At 69.4% G+C, this 17,540-nt stretch carries 18 protein-coding genes; 12 read left to right on the plus strand and 6 right to left on the minus strand.

Going from position 1 to position 17,540, the window contains the following annotated elements; translation table 11 throughout:
• The first annotated feature begins 7 nt into the window (after window positions 1-7).
• The 8 genes from ACZZZF_RS06670 to ACZZZF_RS06705 all read left to right on the plus strand — a co-directional run bounded on the left by ACZZZF_RS06670 (window position 8) and on the right by ACZZZF_RS06705 (window position 6,732).
• Window positions 8-427 (plus strand): hypothetical protein, encoded by a 420-nt coding sequence (locus ACZZZF_RS06670; RefSeq protein ID WP_053095430.1) that lies wholly within the window; start codon window positions 8-10, stop codon window positions 425-427.
• Between the two features lie 122 nt (window positions 428-549).
• Window positions 550-1,527: a 1,2-phenylacetyl-CoA epoxidase subunit PaaA gene (paaA, locus tag ACZZZF_RS06675; protein ID WP_285363146.1), complete on the plus strand. Its 978-nt coding sequence runs from the start codon at window positions 550-552 to the stop codon at window positions 1,525-1,527.
• A complete protein-coding gene (paaB, locus tag ACZZZF_RS06680) occupies window positions 1,527-1,832 on the plus strand; it encodes a 1,2-phenylacetyl-CoA epoxidase subunit PaaB (protein WP_053095429.1) in 306 nt (101 codons plus the stop codon). Before paaA ends, paaB begins: the two co-directional genes overlap by 1 nt.
• Window positions 1,829-2,671 (plus strand): 1,2-phenylacetyl-CoA epoxidase subunit PaaC, encoded by an 843-nt coding sequence (gene paaC, locus ACZZZF_RS06685; RefSeq protein ID WP_056277468.1) that lies wholly within the window; start codon window positions 1,829-1,831, stop codon window positions 2,669-2,671. The genes paaB and paaC overlap by 4 nt, the downstream gene beginning before the upstream one ends.
• Window positions 2,665-3,171: a 1,2-phenylacetyl-CoA epoxidase subunit PaaD gene (gene paaD / locus ACZZZF_RS06690; protein ID WP_056277465.1), complete on the plus strand. Its 507-nt coding sequence runs from the start codon at window positions 2,665-2,667 to the stop codon at window positions 3,169-3,171. The genes paaC and paaD overlap by 7 nt, the downstream gene beginning before the upstream one ends.
• Window positions 3,171-4,349: a 1,2-phenylacetyl-CoA epoxidase subunit PaaE gene (gene paaE / locus ACZZZF_RS06695; protein ID WP_320491194.1), complete on the plus strand. Its 1,179-nt coding sequence runs from the start codon at window positions 3,171-3,173 to the stop codon at window positions 4,347-4,349. Before paaD ends, paaE begins: the two co-directional genes overlap by 1 nt.
• A 10-nt stretch (window positions 4,350-4,359) precedes the next feature.
• Window positions 4,360-5,130 carry an enoyl-CoA hydratase/isomerase family protein gene (locus tag ACZZZF_RS06700; RefSeq protein ID WP_463497672.1) on the plus strand — a complete coding sequence of 257 codons (771 nt, stop codon included), beginning with the start codon at window positions 4,360-4,362 and terminating at the stop codon, window positions 5,128-5,130.
• A gap of 78 nt (window positions 5,131-5,208) precedes the next feature.
• Complete coding sequence (locus ACZZZF_RS06705) at window positions 5,209-6,732, plus strand: ATP-dependent DNA ligase (RefSeq protein ID WP_463497674.1); 1,524 nt, start codon at window positions 5,209-5,211, stop codon at window positions 6,730-6,732.
• A 6-nt stretch (window positions 6,733-6,738) separates the two neighbouring features.
• Here the strand turns inward: ACZZZF_RS06705 and ACZZZF_RS06710 are convergent, their stop codons facing one another.
• From ACZZZF_RS06710 to ACZZZF_RS06725, 4 genes are read right to left on the minus strand one after another with little or no spacing between them, the layout of a single operon-like run.
• Complete coding sequence (locus tag ACZZZF_RS06710) at window positions 6,739-7,248, minus strand: phosphoribosyltransferase (RefSeq protein ID WP_053099026.1); 510 nt, start codon at window positions 7,246-7,248, stop codon at window positions 6,739-6,741.
• A 48-nt stretch (window positions 7,249-7,296) separates the two neighbouring features.
• The gene (locus ACZZZF_RS06715; RefSeq protein WP_053095423.1) at window positions 7,297-8,142 is read right to left on the minus strand and encodes a transglutaminase family protein; all 846 of its coding nucleotides are present in this window, start codon (window positions 8,140-8,142) and stop codon (window positions 7,297-7,299) included.
• On the minus strand, window positions 8,139-9,065 hold the full coding sequence (locus tag ACZZZF_RS06720; protein WP_056277450.1) for an alpha-E domain-containing protein: 927 nt from the start codon (window positions 9,063-9,065) through the stop codon (window positions 8,139-8,141). Before ACZZZF_RS06720 ends, ACZZZF_RS06715 begins: the two co-directional genes overlap by 4 nt.
• On the minus strand, window positions 9,059-10,750 hold the full coding sequence (locus tag ACZZZF_RS06725) for a circularly permuted type 2 ATP-grasp protein (RefSeq protein ID WP_463497676.1): 1,692 nt from the start codon (window positions 10,748-10,750) through the stop codon (window positions 9,059-9,061). Before ACZZZF_RS06725 ends, ACZZZF_RS06720 begins: the two co-directional genes overlap by 7 nt.
• Before the next feature lie 203 nt (window positions 10,751-10,953).
• Here ACZZZF_RS06725 and ACZZZF_RS06730 point away from each other — a divergent pair, with 203 nt between their 5' ends.
• From ACZZZF_RS06730 to ACZZZF_RS06740, 3 genes are read left to right on the plus strand one after another with little or no spacing between them, the layout of a single operon-like run.
• On the plus strand, window positions 10,954-12,717 hold the full coding sequence (locus ACZZZF_RS06730) for a thiamine pyrophosphate-binding protein (protein WP_463497679.1): 1,764 nt from the start codon (window positions 10,954-10,956) through the stop codon (window positions 12,715-12,717).
• 27 nt (window positions 12,718-12,744) lie between these two features.
• Complete coding sequence (locus ACZZZF_RS06735; RefSeq protein ID WP_463497682.1) at window positions 12,745-13,599, plus strand: PhzF family phenazine biosynthesis protein; 855 nt, start codon at window positions 12,745-12,747, stop codon at window positions 13,597-13,599.
• Between the two features lie 52 nt (window positions 13,600-13,651).
• Window positions 13,652-14,092 carry an NUDIX hydrolase gene (locus ACZZZF_RS06740; protein WP_072590905.1) on the plus strand — a complete coding sequence of 147 codons (441 nt, stop codon included), beginning with the start codon at window positions 13,652-13,654 and terminating at the stop codon, window positions 14,090-14,092.
• A 19-nt stretch (window positions 14,093-14,111) separates the two neighbouring features.
• On the opposite strand, the gene ACZZZF_RS06745 is transcribed toward ACZZZF_RS06740, so the two are convergent.
• Together ACZZZF_RS06745 and ACZZZF_RS06750 are read right to left on the minus strand one after the other, a co-directional pair.
• Complete coding sequence (locus ACZZZF_RS06745) at window positions 14,112-14,492, minus strand: VOC family protein (RefSeq protein ID WP_053095417.1); 381 nt, start codon at window positions 14,490-14,492, stop codon at window positions 14,112-14,114.
• A gap of 279 nt (window positions 14,493-14,771) precedes the next feature.
• Window positions 14,772-16,643 (minus strand): FAD-dependent monooxygenase, encoded by a 1,872-nt coding sequence (locus ACZZZF_RS06750; protein WP_463497685.1) that lies wholly within the window; start codon window positions 16,641-16,643, stop codon window positions 14,772-14,774.
• Between the two features lie 132 nt (window positions 16,644-16,775).
• Here ACZZZF_RS06750 and ACZZZF_RS06755 point away from each other — a divergent pair, with 132 nt between their 5' ends.
• The gene (locus tag ACZZZF_RS06755) at window positions 16,776-17,477 is read left to right on the plus strand and encodes an IclR family transcriptional regulator (protein WP_463497688.1); all 702 of its coding nucleotides are present in this window, start codon (window positions 16,776-16,778) and stop codon (window positions 17,475-17,477) included.
• The last annotated feature ends 63 nt before the right edge of the window (window positions 17,478-17,540 follow it).

Here is a 17,540-nt window from a genome sequence, read left to right on the forward strand (position 1 = left end):
TGGGACGATGATCACCCGAGAACTGGCCGTATCCCTGCGCGACGCCGGACTCGTGTGGCATCCCGCCGAGGGCGACCGCTTTCAGCTCGATCTTCCGAACGATGTCGAGCTCGAGGCCGAAGCCGATGTCTTCACGGTCAGCGAGATGACGATCGAGGCCCGCCAGACCCCGAGCGGCACGGACCTCGCCTTCAACGGCACGACGGAGTGGGCGCTCGACGCCGTGACCCTCGCGGACGCGGTGTGGCTCCCCCGCGAGGATCAGCTGCGTGAGCTGCTGCGCGGCACCTTCCGGGCGCTGAGCCGCCTCTCCGACACCTTCGTGGTCGAGGTCGAGATCGCCGGCGAGACCCTGCGTTTCGAGCATCCGGATCCCTCCGAGGCGTACGGCAGAGCCCTCCTCGACCTCGTCTCCCGCTCGCGCTGAGCGACTCTCCGAGCATCTCGCCGAGCACCGCATCGGGGGTCTTCCTTGCGCCGCGACGACCTCCGTGTCAGAATTACCTAACGACCGGTCAGTAAAGCGGATCGGAAACCGAGGAGTCGATGATGACCAGCCCCGCAGATCTCTCCCTCGTCGACGGAGAGCTGTCCGACGACGAGCGCCTGTTCGACGAGCTCATCGCGAACGAGCAGCGCATCGAGCCTCGCGACTGGATGCCCGATGCCTATCGCAAGACGCTGATCCGTCAGATCTCGCAGCACGCGCACTCCGAGATCATCGGCATGCAGCCGGAGGGCAACTGGATCACCCGGGCGCCGAGCCTCAAGCGCAAGGCGATCCTGATGGCCAAGGTCCAGGACGAGGCGGGGCACGGACTCTATCTCTACTCCGCCGCACAGACGCTCGGCATCACGCGCGACGAGATGATGGATCAGCTCATCAGCGGCAAGGCCAAGTACTCGTCGATCTTCAACTACCCGACGCCCACCTGGGCCGACATGGGGGCGATCGGGTGGCTCGTCGACGGAGCCGCCATCTGCAACCAGGTGCCGCTGTGCCGCGCCTCCTACGGGCCCTACGGCCGCGCGATGGTGCGCGTCTGCAAGGAGGAGTCGTTCCATCAGCGCCAGGGATTCGAGATCCTGCTGTCGCTGATGCAGGGAACCGACGAGCAGAAGAAGATGGCGCAGGATGCCGTGAACCGCTGGTACTGGCCGAGCCTGGCGATGTTCGGTCCGCCCGACGACCAGTCCCCCAACTCCGCGCAGTCGATGAAGTGGAAGATCAAGCGCTTCACGAACGACGAGCTTCGTCAGCGCTTCGTCAGCATGCTCGTGCCCCAGGCCGAGATCCTCGGCGTGACCCTGCCCGACCCTGATCTGCGCTTCGACGACGAGACCGGCCAGTACGTGATCGGCGAGATCGACTGGGACGAGTTCTTCGAGGTGCTGCGCGGCAACGGCCCGTGCAATGCCGAGCGTCTCGAACGCCGCCGCACGGCCCATGAGGACGGCGCGTGGGTGCGCGAGGCTGCGGCCGAGTACGCCCGCAAGCAGGCGCTGAAGACGAAGGCGGTGGCGTGATGGCGACGCCCGGTGCCGACGACCGCGAGCCCTGGCCTCTCTGGGAGGTCTTCGTCCGCGCGAACCGCGGCCTGAGCCACGTCCACGTCGGGTCGCTGCACGCCCCGGATGCCGATATGGCCATCCGCAACGCCCGCGATCTCTACACGCGACGCGGCGAGGGCGTGTCGATCTGGGCGGTGCCCGCCGAGGCGATCACGACCAGCGACCCCGACGCGAAGGGCGCCTACTTCGAGAGCCCCGCCGGCAAGAACTATCGGCACGCCGTGTACTACACGGCGTCCGAGGGGGTGCCGCACCTGTGAGCCACATCCAGGGCGATATCCACGGCGACCCGCACGGGGACGTCTCGGTCGACGAGCTGCGGCTCGGTGACGAGCTCACCGGAACCGGCTCCGCGGCGGCATCCGCCGACATCGCCGAGTACGCGCTCTGGCTCGGCGACGACGCGCTGATCCTGTCGCAGCAGCTCGGTGAGTGGATCTCCCGCGCGCCCGAACTCGAAGAGGACGTCGCCCTCGGCAACATCGCGCTCGACCTGCTCGGGCATGCCCGCTCGTTCCTGCACTTCGCGGGGTCTTTCGACGGACGCTCCGAAGACGATCTCGCGTACTTCCGCGACGAGCCGGAGTTCCGCTGCGCCTGGATCGTCCAGCAGCCCAACGGCGACTTCGCGCAGACCATCGCCCGCCAGTTCGTCGTGTCGACCTACATGTTCGAGCTGTACTCGGCCCTGCGGGCGAGCAGCGACCCGACCCTCGCGGCGATCGCCGAGAAGTCCCTCAAAGAGGTCGACTACCACCGAGACCACGCGGTGCAATGGGTGCTGCGGCTCGCCGGCGGCACCGACGAATCCCGGCGGCGGATGATCCGCGCGCTGGGCGACGTCTGGCCGTATGCCGACGAGCTCTTCCGCGACGAGCCCCTGATCGACCGCCTCGGGGACGCCGCGGCGCGTCCGTCGACGCTGCGAGCGGGCTTCGACGCCGTCGTCGCCGCCGTCTTCGCCGAGGCCGAGCTGACGCTTCCCGCCGTCGCGGCATCCTCGGCCGGAGGACGGCGAGGAGCGCACGCGAGTCCGTTCGGCCATGTCCTCGCGGAGATGCAGGTCCTGGCGCGACGGCATCCGGGAGCATCATGGTGACCGGCACGCTGCAGACCGCGCCCCGGTCGACCGCGTGGCGGATCGCCGCGGCCGTGGCCGACCCCGAGGTGCCCGTGCTGACGATCGAGGACCTCGGCGTGCTGCGCGCGGTCACCGTCGACGGCGACGTGGTGCGCGTCGACATCACCCCGACCTACAGCGGGTGCCCGGCGATGGACACGATCCGCGACGACGTCATCCTCGCCCTGACCGCCGCGGGATACTCACGGGTCGAGGTCCGGCTCGTGCTCTCCCCTGCATGGACGACGGACTGGATGTCGGATGCCGGCAGGCAGAAGCTCGCCGAGTACGGCATCGCGCCTCCGACCGGGCGCTCGGCGATCTCGTCCGGCCCGATCCGCCTCGCGATCAGCGTGCGGTGCCCTCGGTGCGGCTCGCTGGACACCCGCGAGGTCTCGCGCTTCGGTTCGACCTCGTGCAAGGCGCTGTTCGAATGCCGCGCCTGCCTCGAACCCTTCGACCACTTCAAGGTGCACTGATGTCGCTGTTCGCCCTCTCCGGTCCCGCGCCCGCGCCGTCGCCTCGTCGAGCCGCCGCGCCGACGAAGAAGCGCGCGCGCTTCCACACCCTCGCCGTCGAGGAGGTGCGGCCGCTGACCGACGACTCGGTCGAGGTGACCTTCTCGGTTCCCGCCGACCTCGCCGACGACTACGACCACCTGCCCGGCCAGTATGTCGCCCTGCGCACGTCGCTCGACGGCACGGAGGTGCGCCGGTCGTACTCGCTGTGCCGCGCACCCGAGCACCGCACGGCAGAGCAGATCTCCGCCGGTGTCCCGACCCGGCTCAGCGTCGCCGTGAAGCGCGACGAGGGCGGGCTCTTCTCGACCTGGGCGCAGACGGGCCTTCACCCCGGTTTCGAGATCGACGTGATGAGTCCGCAGGGCACGTTCACGTCCGGGCTCGACGATCTCGATCAGCGTCACGTCGTGGGCATCGCTGCCGGTTCCGGCATCACGCCGCTGATGGCTCTCGCCCACACCGTGCTGACGCGCTCAGACACCTCCCGATTCACCCTGCTCTACACGAACCGCTCGACGCTCGACGTGATGTTCCTCGAGGATCTCGCCGACCTCAAGGATCGCTACCCGACGCGCCTGACGCTGCACCATGTGCTGTCCCGCGAGCAGCGCACGGCCCCCGTGCTCTCCGGACGCATCGACGAGGAGAAGCTGCGCACCATCCTGCGGGCGCTCATCGATCCGACCGACGTCGACGAATGGTTCCTGTGCGGACCGCTCTCGCTGGTCGACCTGTGCCGAGAGGTGCTCGCCGACGTCGGCGTGCCGCGTGAGCACATCCGCTTCGAGCTCTTCACGACGGGTGACGAGCCGGCGCGCGCTGCCCGCCCTGTCGAGGTGCGCGCGGGCGAGAAGACGATCCGCATCGAGGTGAATCTCGACGGCGTCTCGTCGACCGTCGAGAGTCCGGTCGACGCGCACGAGTCCGTGCTCAATGCCGCTCTGCGGGTGCGACCCGATGCGCCGTTCGCGTGTGCGGGCGGCGTCTGCGGAACCTGCCGTGCGAGGGTCATCGAGGGCAGCGTGACGATGACGGAGAACTACGCGCTGGAGCCCGACGAGCTCGAGCGCGGCTACGTCCTCACCTGCCAATCCCACCCCACGAGCGACCGCATCGTGGTCGACTACGACGTCTGAGGAGCATCGGATGATCGATCTGACCGTCACCGACGACGTCGCCACCGTCGTCCTGAATGCGCCGACGAAGCGGAATTCGCTCGACGAGCAGGCGCTCCGCGATCTCGGCCGCGCCTACGACGAGGCGGATGCCGCGGGAGTGCGCGCGCTGGTGCTGCGGGGCGAGGGCCGGGCCTTCTGCGCCGGTCGCGACATCTCGGGCGTCGACCCCCGTGACGACGACGTGATCGGGTATCTCGGCGGGCTCGTGACCCCGCTGCTGCAGCGGATGGCACGGTTCCCCGCCCCGACCTTCGCGGTGGCGCACGGCGCCTGTCTCGGCGTCGGCCTCGGACTCCTCATCGCCACCGACGTCGTGTACGTCGCAGAGTCGGCCAAGATCGGGTCACCGTTCGCCGCGCTCGGTGCCACTCTCGACTCTGGCGGCCACGCCCTCTTCGTCGAACGTCTCGGGGCGCACCGGGCACTCGACCTCATCTACACCGGTCGGCTGATGAGCGGCACCGAGGCCGTGTCATCGGGGCTCTTCTCCCGGGTGCTGCCCGACGACGAGGTCGTGCAGGCGACGACGGATGCCGCGGCGACCGCTGCGCGTGGCGCCACCGCCGCCTTCCTGGCGAGCAAGCAGCTGGTCGCCAGGATCCGCGACGAGCGCCTGGCGCTGTGGGAGTCGATCGATCTCGAGAACGCCGCCCAGGCCGCCCTGTGCGACACCGACGACTACCGCGAGGGGTTCGCGGCGTTCCAGGAGAAACGCACGCCGGAGTTCCGCGGCCGCTGAGTCGCATCCGCTTACTGCGGCAGGACGGACGGACGCAAGGCCGTCGCCGATGTCGGATGCGGATGCGAGACTGCCTGCATGTTGCTCTCGGAGCTCGTCTCCACCGCCAAAGAGGTCACCGCCACCGCATCGCGCCTGGCGAAGATCGACGCCGTGTCCCGGCTGCTCGCACGCGCTGACGCTGCCGACGTGCCCGCCCTCGTCGGGCTGCTGCTCGCGACGCCGCGACAGGGACGGCTGGGTGTCGGCTGGCGCGGAGTGGCGGCGCTCGACGTGCAGCACGCTGCCGAGCCCTCGCTGTCGATCCGTGATGTCGATGACGCGTTCGAGGCCTTGACCGGCTCGTCCGGGTCGGGGTCGGCCGCGGCGCGTTCCGCGATCCTCTCGGCTCTCGCGTCGCGAGCGACGGCTCCCGAATGGGACTTCCTGTCGCGGGCCATGCTCGGCGAGCTGCGCACGGGCGCGCTCGGCGGCGTCCTGCTCGATGCCATCGCCCGTGCCGCGGGTCGCCCGGCGGCATCGGTGCGACGAGCAGCGATGCTCTCCGGCGACCTGGGCGAGACCGCCGTGCTCGCACTCACCGGCACGGAGGACGAACTCGATGCGGTCGGGCTGGTGGTCGGTCGCCCCGTGCTGCCGATGCTCGCATCGACCGCGGCCACCCCGACCGCCGCGCTCGACATCACCGGCACCGCGTCCGTCGAGTACAAGCTCGATGGCGCGCGCATCCAGGTGCATCGCCAGGGAGACGATGTGAGCGTCTACACCCGCAGCCTCGCCGACATCACCCACCGGGTGCCGGAGATCGTCGAGATCGTGCGCGCGCTCCCCGCACACGATCTGATCCTCGACGGTGAGACGCTGTCACTCGACGAAGACGGCGGCCCTCGGCCGTTCCAGCAGACGATGTCGCGGTTCGGGGCAGACGTCTCGCGCGAGCTCGTGCTGCGGCCCTGGTTCTTCGACATCCTGCACGTCGACGGACGCGACCTGCTCGACGAGCCCCTGTCCACCCGCCTGACCGAACTCGAGAGGGTCGTCGGCGAATGGCGTATGCCGGGCATCGTCACCGACGACGCCGAAGCGGCCGAGCAGCTGTCGCGCGAGGCTCTCGCCGCGGGCCACGAGGGGGTGCTCGTCAAAGGGATCGATGCGCCCTATTCGGCGGGACGCCGCGGCAAGTCCTGGGTCAAGGTCAAGCCCGTGCTCACGTACGACCTGGTCGTGCTCGCCGCCGAATGGGGGTCGGGTCGGCGCCAGGGGCTCCTGTCGAACCTGCACCTCGGCGCACTCGACCCGACCGGCGAGTTCGGCGAGCCCGGCGGTCTCGTCATGGTCGGCAAGACGTTCAAGGGGCTCACCGACGAGCTCCTGCGCTGGCAGACGGAGAACTTCCCGCCGCTCGAGACGAGGCGCACGCAGGGCGCGGTGTTCCTGAGACCGGAGTTCGTGGTCGAGATCGCGATCGACGGCGTGCAGCGCTCGCCGCGATACCCCGGAGGCATCGCGTTGAGGTTCGCGAGGGTCAAGGGCTATCGACCCGACAAGAACCCCGCCGACGCCGACACGATCCAGACCCTGCGGGCGCTGCTGCGCGGGTGACTCTCGTCAGGCCGACGGAGCGAGACCGAGGTCCTCTTCGCGCACCGTGCCCTGGAACGACCAGGGGAAGTTGATCCACAGGTCGGTGTCCTTCCAGGCGTAGTCCGGCTGGATGATCGTCGACGGCTTGGTGTAGATCGTGACCGAGCGCACGTCGGCACCCTTGTCCTTCAGCAACTGCACGGCGAGGGCGAGCGTACGACCCGAATCCGCGACGTCGTCGACCAGCAGCACGCGTCGACCGTCGAGATACGCCATGTCGAGTTCGGGCGGCAGCACCTCCGGCGCGTCGAGCACCGTGCCGATGCCGGTGTAGAACTCGACGTTGATCGCACCGCAGTTCTTCGCTCCGAGACCGTAGGCGATGGCACCGGCAGGCAGCAGACCGCCCCGCGCGATGGCCACCACCACCTCGGGCATGAAGCCGCTGTCCAGGATCCGGCGCGCGAGGTCTCGCGTCGCGGATCCGAAGCCGTCCCAGGTGAGCGTCTCGCGCTCGATCGATGCATCCGTCATCGTCTCATTCTCCTGCACCGCCACTCGAGCTCCCGCCACGCCGTCGCCTCAGCCGAGGCGCGTGACCTCGACCGAGACGAACAGCTCGGAGGCGCTGGGTCCCGCGTACACCCCGCGCAGCGGTGCGACATCGGCGTAGTCCCGACCGTGGCCGACATAGACGTGCGATTCGCCGATGTCGACGAGGTTGGTGGGGTCGTATCCGCGCCACTCGCCGGAGTACCACTCGACCCAGGCGTGCGACTCCCCCGTCACAGCCTGTCCGATCGCGGCCGTCGGATCGGGATGCAGATACCCCGACACGTAGCGCGCCGGGATCCCCGCGGCGCGCAGCACGCCCAGCGCCACATGAGCGATGTCCTGGCAGACGCCGGACCGGGTGGGCCACGCGTCGCGAGCGGTCGAGCTCACGCCGGTGACGCCGCTGCGATACTCCATGGCCTCCCCGACGGTGCGGCAGATCTCGCGGGCCGTCTCGTCGACGCCACCACCCTCCGCTTCGATGTGCAGGGCGAGGTCGCGCATCTCGTCATCGGGAGCGGTGGCAGGGGTCTGCGCCACGCATTCCGCGAGTTCGAGCGATTGGGGTATCCGGGCTGCCAGCTCGTCCCAGTCGATGTCCGCCTCTCCCGTCGGCAGCGGCCTCACATCCACCACGCTCGTCGCGGTGACCGAGAGCATCTGATGCGGGGTCAGCAGCTCGAACGTCGAGACCCGGGTGTCCCAGTAGTCGGTGTACGAGTGCTGGGTCGCGGTCGGCGATATGTCGAGCGTCGCCTGCAGCACGAACTGTCCGTCCCGGGAGTGCGGCAGCATCCGCGCCTCGTTGTACGACGCCGTCGCCGGCTGCTCGTAGCGGAAGCCGGTGCGGTGAACGATCTTGAGCCGACTCACAGCGCCTCTCCGATCCACACCGGCATCGCGATCGAGGGGAAGTACCGCTCCCTGATCGCGTCACTCGCCACCGACATCCCCACCTGGACCTCCTCCATGCTCTCCGACAGCCGATGCACGGTGTCGCCGATCGGTCGGTACTCGAGCTCCGACCGCATGCGTCCCAAGACGCGGTGCGCCCGATCGGGCACGCCGAACGCACCCGCCGGATCGATACCGCGCAGACACTCCTCGGCCTGGAGGATGCTCGAGAGCACCGATCGGGGGAACAGCCGGTCGATCAGGAGGAACTCCACGGCGGACGCTCCCGTGGGCACCGCCCGGTGGCTGCGCAGATGGGCTTCGTATGCCCCGCAGCTGCGCAGCAGCGTCGTCCAGCTCGGCCCCCCTGCGTCGGTCAGCGACCGCGTCGCCAGCAGCCGCGCCGTCATGTCCGCGCGCTCGATCGAGCGGCCGAGCACGAAGAAGTGCCAGGCCTCATCCCGGCTCGTCGAGGAGTCGACGACCCCGAAGGCCAGCGCCGACCGATCACGCACCCAGCGGAAGAACGGGTGCGTCTTGTCCGAGGCGATCCGCCGCGGCATCCGTGCGTTCGACTCGTTCAGCGTCTCCCAGAGGTCCGTCGAGATGATCTCGCGCGCTCGACGCGCGTTCTCCCGCGCCGCCGCGATCGAATGGGCGATCGACGCGGAGTGCTCACGATCCAGCGCGAGCAGCCGCACGACGTCGTCCCGGCTCAGCACGGTGCCGGCATCCGCCGTCGTCCCCATCACCGACAGGAGCGCCCGACATGCGGTGTCCTCCTCGACCCACGGATCCTCGAGCAGCAGCTGCAGGTGCACATCGAGGATGCGGGCGGTGCCGTCGGCGCGCTCGACGTAGCGGCCGATCCAGAACAGCGCCTCGGCGATGCGACTCAGCATCCTGCGCCTCCCTGCTGCTGCTGCTGCTGCTGTTGCTGCTGTTGCTGCTGTTGGTGACGCAGGTCCAGGTCCTCGTCCTGCGGAGACGAGAGGAAGGGCGGATGCGGTTCCTCACGCGCCGGAGCGACCACGGCGATCGCCCCGGTCGCCAGCGACACCTCGTCTGCGGCGGCGTCCTGGTCGCCGTCCAGAGTCGACGTCGGCCCGGTGAAGAGCGACGGATCCAGCACCCAGGTGTCCTTCGACCCTCCGCCCTGGCTCGAGTTCACGACGAGCTGCCCCTCGGGCAGAGCGACGCGGGTGAGACCGCCGGGCAGCACCCAGATGTCGTGCCCGTCGTTCACGGCGAAGGGTCGCAGATCGACGTGTCTCGGGCGGAATCCGTCCTCCACGAGCGTCGGGATGGTCGAGAGCTGCACGACCGGCTGGGCGATCCAGCCTCGGGGATCCGCCCGCAGCGACCGACGCAGCTCGTCCAGCGTCTCGCGCGACGCGTCGGGACCGACGACCAGCCCCTTCCCGCCGGATCCGTCGACGGGCTTCACCACCAGCTCGTCGAGCCTGTCGAGCACCTCCTCCAGCGCGTCCGGCTCCTCGAGCCGCCAGGTGTCGACGTTCGGGATCACCGGCTCCTCTCCCAGGTAGTAGCGGATCAGATCGGGGACGTACGTGTACACGAGCTTGTCGTCGGCCACGCCGTTGCCGACGGCGTTCGCGAGCGTCACGGTGCCGAGGCGCGCCGCGAGCATCAGCCCCGGTGCGCCCAGCACCGAGTCCGGACGGAACTGCTGCGGGTCGAGGAACTCGTCATCGACCCTGCGGTAGATCACGTCCACCCGCGTCGGCCCCGAGGTCGTGTGCATCCACACCCGACCGCCCGAGCAGAAGAGATCGCGTCCTTCGACGAGCTCGATGCCCATCATGCGAGCGAGCAGGGTGTGCTCGTAGTACGCCGAGTTGTGCACCCCGGGGGTCAGCACGACGACGGTCGGATCATCGACGCCGTCCGGCGCCGCCGCACGCAGCGCCTGGAGCAGCCGGCCCGGGTAGTCGACGACGGGACGCACGCGCAGGCTGGTGAACAGCTCGGGGAGCGTCTGCGCCATCACCCGGCGATTCGCGAGCACGTAGCTGACGCCGCTCGGCACGCGCACGTTGTCCTCGAGCACGCGCCAGGCTCCGAGCTCGTCGCGGATGACGTCGATCCCCGCGACATGGATGCGCACGCCGTTCGCTCCGACGATGCCGGCCGCCTGACGGTGGAAGTGCGCGGAGGAGCTGATCAGCGACGAGGGGATCACGCCGTCCTGCACCGCATGCTGCCGGCCGTAGACGTCGGCGAGGAAGGCCTCGAGCGCACGCACCCGCTGCTTCACCCCCGACTCGACATAGCGCCAGTCGTCGGCGGCGACCACGCGAGGCACCACGTCGAGCGGGAACGGACGCTCCTCCCCGGCGAAGTCGAACGTCACGCCCTGCGCGAGGTACGAGCTGGCGAGCGCGTCGGTCCGTGCTCTCAGCTCGGCGTCGTCCATGCTCGCGAGCGCGGGATACATGTCCTGATAGGGCAGGCGCACTCCCCCACCACCGGGCTGCGCATCGGCAGGGAACATCTCGTCCCACGGCGCGGCCCCCGCTCGCTGCGGCGACCGGCGCGAGGTGTATCCGTCGAACAGTGACTCCATGGCCGCATGTTTCCGTGTCGCGGTTTCGGCGGTGTTACGCGCGCAAGTCGACGCCGCGTCGGCACGGGCGCGATAGGATCGACGCGTCCGGCGCTCTCCGACGCCGGTGCCTGAAAAGAGGCACGAAGCTCCCCACGATGACGCGGGGGCGAGACACATACGGAATACGAACGTTCTCCGTCCCTGTCTCGAAAGGCTTTCGCATGCCCTCCGTCTCCGCGCACGTCGCACTCACTCTCGCCCAGCACATCGACGCCGTCTTCGGTGTGATGGGCAACGGCAACGCCTACTTCCTCGACGCGATCGAGACCCAGACGGATGCCGTCTTCACGGCCGTCCGTCATGAGCAGGGCGCAGTGGTCGCCGCCGATGCGCACTTCCGCGCGTCCGGCAGAATCGCCGCGGGCACCTCGACCTACGGCGCCGGTTTCACGAACACCCTCACAGCACTCGCCGAGGCCGTGCAGGCGCATGTCCCCCTCGTGCTGGTGGTGGGCGATGAGCCGACGTCCGGTCCTCGTCCGTGGGACGTCGACCAGATCGCCCTGGCCTCGGCGGTCGGTGCCCGCACCTATACGGTCGGGCACGCGGATGCCGCAGCGACCACCGTCATCGCGATCGAGCACGCACTGACCTACCGCGTGCCCGTCGTGCTGGCGATCCCCTACGACGTGGCCTCACGCGAGGCCGGCCCGGTGCCCGACGCTCCACTGCCCCGCATTCCCGCGCCGCTCGCGCCGCGCGGCGAGTTCGCCGAGGGCACGCTCGACGAGATCGCCCAGGCGCTTCACGGAGCATCGCGCCCCTTCCTGCTGGCGGGTCGCGGCGCCTGGCTCGCGGGGGCCGGTGCGGCGCTCGGCGAGCTGGCGACCCTCACCGGCGCTCTGACGGCCTCCTCGGCGCTGGGGCGCGGTGTCTTCCCCGACACCCGGTTCGACCTCGGCGTCACGGGAGGATTCGGGGCCGACGGCGCCATGGAACTCGTGCGCACCGCCGATGTCGCCGTGGTGTTCGGCGCCTCGCTGAACCAGTTCACGATGCGATTCGGCGAACTCTTCGCACCGGGCACCAGGGTCTTCCAGATCGACATCGCGCCCGCAGCCACGCACCCGCACGTCGGCGGCTTCGTGCGTACGGATGCTCGCGTGGCGGCCGAGGAGCTCGTCGCCCGGGTCGGCTCGCTCGGCTCCGGCGCCGCCCCTGAGAGCGGTTCTGCCGAGCACGGCCTCGGAGCGGAGACACACCGCACCGAGACTCCGACTGTCCAGCACGGCGAGTCGCACCCGGCATCCGACGCTGTGCCCGCACAGCCGTGGCGCGAGACGGTCGACGTCGAGGCCGCACGCGCGTACGACGAGGGCGACGAGCTCGCTCCCGACGGACGCCTCGACCCCCGCTCCGCCGCGCGTCGCATCGCCGAGCTCCTGCCCCCCGATCGCGTCGTCGTCTCCGACGGCGGCCACTTCATCGGCTGGGCGAACATGTACTGGCCGGTCGAGGCCCCCGACCGCATGATGATGGTCGGCACCGCCTTCCAGTCGATCGGGCAGGGCTGGCCGAGTGTCGTCGGCGCAGCCCTCGCCCGCCGCGAGTCGACCGTCGTACTGACGTCGGGCGACGGCGGCGGACTCATGGCGATCGCCGACCTCGAGTCGGCAGTGCGCGCGGCAGCGGGTCGAGGCATCGCCGTGATCTGGAACGACGCCGCCTACGGTGCCGAGGTCAACCTCTACGGGCTCAAGGGGCTCGCCGAGGGCCCGATGCGCATCCCCGAGGTCGACTTCGCGGCGTTCGGCGCCGCGGTGGGCGCGGAGGGCGTCGTCGTGAAGACGCTCGCAGACCTCGATCGACTCGCCACATGGACGCAGGAGGATGCTGCGACGCGGCGGTTCCTGCTGCTCGACCTGCGCATCTCGGGTGACGTGATCGCGCCGTACCAGCAGGAGATCATCCGCGTGAATTCCTGACCTCGCCGAGTCGCTAGGCTCCTCGTCATGACCGAGAATTCCGGAGTCCTGCGATACAGCGCATTCGCCGCGACGCCCGACGGCGGCAACCCCGCGGGAGTCGTACTCGATGGCTCAGATCTGAGCGACGCGCAGATGCAGCGGATCGCCGTGGATGTCGGATTCTCCGAGACCGCCTTCCTCGTCGCACGCACCGACGGCGACGGTGTGCCGCGCTACCGGGCGCGTTACTGGTCACCGGCGGCTGAGGTGCCGTTCTGCGGACACGCGACCGTCGCGACGGCGGTCGCCCTCGCTGAACGCGACGGGCCGGGCGATGTCGTGTTCGACACGAACGCGGGCGCTGTGACGCTGCGCTCGACGGTGGATCGGGATGGCGCGGTGACCGTGTCGTTCACGAGCGTCGAGCCGCAGGTGCGCGATCTCGACTCCGACGTGCTCGACCGGTTCCTCACGCTGCTCGGACTCACCCCGGCGGATCTCGATGAGCGCTTCCCCGCCAAGGAATCGTTCGCCGGCAACTGGCATCCGATCGTCGTGCTCCGTGATCGGGAGCTGTTCGATCAGTTCCGCTTCTCGCCCGCCGAGGTCGCCGCACTCATGCGCGAGCAGGGGTGGTTCGGCACCTCGACAGTGCTGCACGCGGCGAGCACCGCCGACTTCGATGCCCGCAACCTCTTCCCGGTGGGACGGATCACCGAGGACCCGGCGACGGGCTCGGCGGCTGCATCGGTCGGGGCGTATCTGCGCGACCTCGGACACCCGGCGACGACCGTCCGCATCCATCAGGGCGCTCACGTGCGTCGTCCGAGCCTCTTGACCGTGACGATCCCGCCGACCGGCGGCATCGAGGTCTCCGGCGGGGCGTCTCTCCTGACCTGAGCCCGTCCCTGACCTGAGCCCGTCGACGCACCCGCTGCGTTAGCCTTCCGAGATGCCTGCCATCCGCAACATCGCCGTCGGCCTGCCCGTCAAGGACGGACACCTGCTCGCGCTCGAAGGGCACGACGCCTCGCGCGGCCTGGACTTCCTCCGGGCGATCGGCGGCGGGATCGAATTCGGTGAGACCGCCGCAGAAGCTCTCGGTCGCGAGTTCATGGAGGAGCTCGGCGTCACTCTCGAGGGCGCCGAGCCACTCGGCGTCTTCGAGAACATCTTCACGTACGAAGGCGCGCCCGGTCACGAGATCGCCCATGTGTTCGCGGTGACATCCGCCGAGCTGGATGCGGTGCCCCTCGACGCCGAGCTTCACATCCTCGACGAGGGCAGCCCGGTGCGCTGGGTGCCGATCGACGACATCCGTGCCGGCACCCGCGTCCTGTTCCCCGAGGGCGCACCGGAAGCGCTGCTCACCCTTGTCGAGCGTGTCCGGTGAGCGTCCGGATCACAGCACGTCAGGACTGCGCGCCGTAGTCGGGAAGCTCCTGCAGTGTCCAGGTGTTGCCGTCGGGGTCGTCGAAGGTGACGAAACGGCCCCACGCCTGCTCATCGACCCCCTGCGCCTCGACGCCGAGGCCCGTCAGGTGCGCCAGCGCCTCATCGGCATCCGGAACGACCACCTGGATCGTGTTCTGCTGCCCAGGGAGCAGTCCCTCGCCCAGGTTGGTGCCGAAGGCGATCGAGCAGGCCGACCCCGGCGGTGTCATCTGCACGAACCTCAGGCCCTCGTAGGGCACCTGATCATGATCGGCGTGGAAGCCGATCCTCTCGTAGAACTCCTTCGACCGGTCGACATCCGAGACCGGGACGAAGATCAATTCGATCTTCCACTCCATCGCGCATTCCTCCTGTCGGGGCGCCTTCGCCCATCGGCCCTCAGAGTACGCGGGGCCTCCGACACCCGCCAGAGGCTCTCGCCGGAAGCAGTCTGCGCTCGTCACTGACGCCCGATGGGGAGGAGATCTGCGATCGGGAGGGCGTCCTGCGCAGGAAGCACCTCCCGATCGCAGATCCCCTCCGGATCGCAAATCCCCTCCCGGATCGCGCCCGCCTGGACCACGACCTCCGGATCGCAAATCCCCTCCCGGATCGCAGATCCCCTCCGGATCGCAGGCTCAGGATGCCGGCAGCAGCGCCCCCTCGAAGAACGACGCCAGCTCTTCCGTCGCGTCGAGGGGCAGTATCGCGGCGACGTACTGATCGGGCCGCACCACGACGATGACGCCGTCGCGCGACAGCTCCCGCGCCTCGAAGATGTCGGTCTCGGTCCACTTCGACGGGCCGGCCGCGTAGACCTTCTCCCAGTCGGTGAGCCCGAGCGGACCGGTCTTCGGCTGGAACAGCGCAGGCGCCGAGGTGACCTCGACCTCCTCGTGCGGCTGCTGGTAGATCGCCTTGACGTCGAAGACGGCATCGGTGTCGGCATCCGCAGGCGTGAACCGGGAGAGCACCGGAGCCGCCGACTCGGCCCACGCGTCGAGCGTCGCCGCATCGCGACCCGCGAACGCGTAGACGCGCCAGCGCCCGTCCGCCTTGGCGTGGTGCCCGAGATGGACCGCGTTGCCGTCGCCCACCCGCACGACCTCGGCCGACTTGAAGCGCTTGCCGAGGGGGAAGCCGCCCGCGAGTGCCTGATGTGCGTCCGAGCCGGTGATCATCGACGAGGTGTACTGCGTCATGAAGCCGGAGGGGAACTCCGCCGTCGCCAGGTAGTACGTCGCGAGGTCCGTGGGGTCGGTGATCTCCGACGGCTTGCGCGCCATCAGGGTCGACCACTCCCGATCGAAGTCGATGAGCTGCTGCGCGACGGGCCGACGCTCGGCGCCGTAGGTCGCGAGCAGCGCCTCGGGCGCCCGACCGGTCAGCACCGATCCGAGTTTCCAGCCGAGGTTGAACCCGTCCTGCATCGACACGTTCATGCCCTGGCCGGCCTTCGCGCTGTGGGTGTGGCAGGCATCGCCTGTGAGGAACACGTGCGGCGTGCGACCCGACCCGTCGATCACGTCGTCGAACCCGTCGGTGACCCGGTGGCCGACCTCGTAGACGCTGTGCCACGCGACCTCCTTCACGTCCAGCGTGTAGGGGCTGAGGATCGCGTTCGCCTTGGCGATGATGTCCTCGATGGGCGTCTGCCGCACTTGGTGGTCGTCGTCCTCGGCGACCTCGCCGAGGTCGATGTACATCCGGCTGAGGTACCCGCCCTCCCGTGGGATGTGCAGGATGTTGCCCGCCTCCGAGTTGATCGCGCACTTGGTGCGCCAGTCGGGGAAGTCGGTGTTCACGAGGACGTCCATGACACCCCAGGCATGCGCGGCGCTGCCACCGACGTGCGTGCGGCCGATCGCCTGGCGCACGCCGCTGCGTGCGCCGTCGCAGCCGACGACGTACTTCGCGCGGATCGTGCGCTCTTCGCCGGTCCGCTCCCCTGCGACGTAGCGCAGGGAGACCTCGACCGGGTGCTCGCCCTCGTCGTGCACGGTGAGTCCGGCGAATTCGATGCCGTAGTCGGGCGCGATGCGGCCGGGACCGTTCGACGCCGCCTCGGCGAAGTAGTCGAGCACGCGTGCCTGGTTGACGATGAGGTGCGGGAACTCGCAGATGTCGTAGGCATAGTCCGCCGTCCGCGACGTGCGGACGATCTCGTCGGGCTTCTCGGGATTCGGACCCCAGAAGTTCATCCAGCCGATGTTGTACGCCTCGGCGATGATGCGCTCGGCGAATCCGAACGCCTGGAACGTCTCGACGCTGCGCGGCTGGATGCCGTCGGCCTGTCCGAGCACCAGACGGCCCTCGCGCTTCTCGATGATGCGCGTGGAGATGTCGGGATACTGCGACATCTGCGCCGCGAGCAGCATGCCGGCGGGACCCGAGCCGACGATCAGCACATCGATCTCGTCGGGGAGGTCGGCGGGCCGGTCCGCGCCGAGCCCCGCGGCGTCCTTCACGCGGGGGTCTCCGGAGACATAGCCGTGGTGGTGGAACTGCATCGTCGTCGATTCCTTCCGGACTTCTCTGTCAGGTATTGCCTTCGAACGGCACGTGTTCTATATTCGAACACTACGTTCTACTATTGAACACAGCTTAGGGACGGTCGTCTCGAAACGCAAGGGAGCGCACGCATGCCCGAAGGCACTCCGGCCTCGCAGACCCTGAGCCGCGGCATCCGCATCCTGGAGGTTCTCGCCGATGCGCGGATCCCCCTCACGATCGACGAGATCGCCGCGCGACTCGACGTGCATCGCTCGGTCGCCTATCGCCTGCTGCGCACCCTGGAAGACCACCGACTCATCGGAAGGGACGCCTCAGGCGCCGTGACCCTGGGACCGCGCATGGCCGCGCTGGCAGCGGGCGTGGCTCACGATCTGCAGGCCGAGGCCATCCCCGAGCTGACCGCGATCGCCAACGAGCTCGGCATGACCTGCTTCCTCGGCGTGCTCGACGGCGATGACTGCATCACGCTCGCGAGCATCGAACCCCGCCACGCGATCGCGAGCGTCGCCCAGCGACCGGGCGCCAGGCACTCCGTCACGGTCGGAGCGCCCGGCAAGGCGATCCTCACGCAGCTCCCGGTGTCCCAGTGGCCCGGAGAACCGGGGGCGACACTGCGCGCAGAGGTCGACCGGGCTCGCGCCCGCGGATATGCGACGAGCCATGACGAGGTCATCCCCACCGTGCAGTCCGTCGCCGTGCCCCTCGTGCTGCGCGGCCAGCGGCCCGCGGCGATCGCGGTCGTCCACGTCGCGACCGCCCTCGACGACGCCGAGATCGCGGACCGCCTGAGGCGCTCGGCATCCGCGATCCGCGACGCGCTCGCCGGCTGAGCGCTCGGCGGCGGAGAACCGGACCGACGCTCTCCTGCACACGCACGAGCGCACGCCCGCCAG

This window comes from Microbacterium sp. AC215 (assembly GCF_979258645.1).